The organism is Lactobacillus sp. MRS-253-APC-2B (assembly GCF_012843675.1).
Lineage (GTDB): Bacteria > Bacillota > Bacilli > Lactobacillales > Lactobacillaceae > Limosilactobacillus > Limosilactobacillus pulli.
This window is the reverse complement of the sequence record NZ_JABAFO010000042.1, coordinates 1-1,804: the sequence shown is the minus strand read 5'-3', so window position 1 is coordinate 1,804 and position 1,804 is coordinate 1. Positions and strand designations below refer to the sequence as shown.

Sequence of the window (1,804 nt, the reverse complement as noted above, 5' to 3'; positions counted from 1 at the left end):
GTAATTAGATGATCACTGCTCAAGCAACTGCGGCTGTTTGAGTAAATCGTCCGTATCTATGCAAATTGTGGTTCGGACATTCAATACTGGGGTGTTTGCCCACAAGCCATCGACTTTAGCCGATGGTGGTTGACTTTAAAGTATCGGTAAAAAAGACGGATCAATCTCAGGCAAGATCGACTTAGAAAAGCTAAAGACAGTTTATGCGTTAATTTACAAATTTATCCTAAAACTAAAATGGTGACAGAATACGCATTAGTACCGGCAAAACGGTTTCAAAAAAATCGGTGGTTCGTTTTGCAAAATATAAAATTGTTTGCAATAATTAAAATTATGCATGAACCACCAAATGCGTCTAGTTATAAATGTAAGTTGATTATAATCCGTTTAGCCAAAAGCCTATATATAGCGTTTTTGAAGTGCCACAATAAACGGTCAACAGAAAAGGTCAACAGATCACGCTTGCATGAACCGGCTGAATATATCAGCGGTATCTTTTTGCTGCTGCTTAGTTACATGAGCATAAATGTTTAACGTGGTCTGAATATCGTTATGGCCTAACCGGTCTTTAACATCATTAACCGGCACGCCAGCCGCCAGCAGTAAAGAACAGTGAGTATGACGCAAGCCATGAACAGTTATAGCTTTAAGCCCGTTTTTGGCTTGTATATTTTTTAATTTTGTATTTAAAGTAATATGAGATAGGTATTTATTACCTTTACCATTAAAAACAATCTGCCGGCCATTCATGGCATTATAACCAAGTCTGAGCAAGTCTTTACGCTGCTTTATTTGCCATTCTCTAAGGATTGACATTGTCTGTTGATCCATTGAGATAACCCGCATTGAATTATGAGTTTTTGGGAGTTGAACAACGTTTTTGCCGTTTTCATTCATTGCAATAGTCTTATTAATGCTGATTGTATTCTTATTGAAATCGACATCAGACCAAGTTAAGGCGCGTAGTTCACTCTTACGCATACCAGAATAAGCAAGCAAGCGAAAGGCAGCATAATATTTTAAGTCGCATTGCTTTTTACAACATTCTAGAAACTTGCTTAATTCTTGCTTAGTATAGAAATTATCTTTTGTGGTCTGCTGCTTTAATCGTGGCACGATAACGCGTTTAATTGGGTTATTGTCGATCAGTTCCAAACGATAAGCATAATCCAATACTTGACCGGCACGGCTTATTAAATCTTTGTAAGAATGAGGGCGCTTGTCAGCCCAACGATTAACAGCGCGCTGGCAGATAGCGGGCGTTATTTTATCAATGTAAAGGCTGCCTAACTCTGGTAGAATATGCTTATTAAACCAGCCTTGAATGACAAAAGCAGTTGACGGCTTAATATTCTGCTTATGCTGCTTAAACCATTGATCATAAATATCTTTGAATGTATAGCGTTTTGAACGTGGCTTTAATTGGCCGCTTTCAAACGCTTTTTTTGTATCGAGATAAGCCGCAACAGCTGAATCGTAATCTTTAAAACCCCGCTTTTGAATCGTACGCGAATAATCTTTATCGGTATTCTGACCAGCGTAAAAGCTGAACATGTACCGCGTTCCATGCTTAGTCTGATAAACCTTGATCGGTAATTCATTCTTTGCTTTTTTCATAATGATCAAATCCTTTTTGTAATGCTAATTGGGTAGACGGCAGCACGCAAAAGGACACCATTATTAAAAATGTTTTGATTGCGGAAAAATCCGCAGTCGAAAATTCGACAGTGACCCGTACCCCCAAAGTTGGAAATACAACTTTGGGGGTATTTTTATGACCAAAATCAGCATAGAGACTAAGATC

2 protein-coding genes are annotated in these 1,804 nt (G+C 38.2%); both read right to left on the bottom strand.

Annotation, left to right across the window (positions count from 1 at the left end; all coding sequences use genetic code 11):
* Window positions 1-456: 456 nt before the first annotated feature.
* Window positions 457-1,617: a site-specific integrase gene (locus tag HF864_RS09320; RefSeq protein WP_169462709.1), complete on the bottom strand. Its 1,161-nt coding sequence runs from the start codon at window positions 1,615-1,617 to the stop codon at window positions 457-459.
* On the bottom strand, window positions 1,598-1,804 hold a 207-nt coding region (locus tag HF864_RS09420; protein ID WP_205882359.1), incomplete at its 5' end, for a hypothetical protein. The genes HF864_RS09320 and HF864_RS09420, both read right to left, overlap by 20 nt.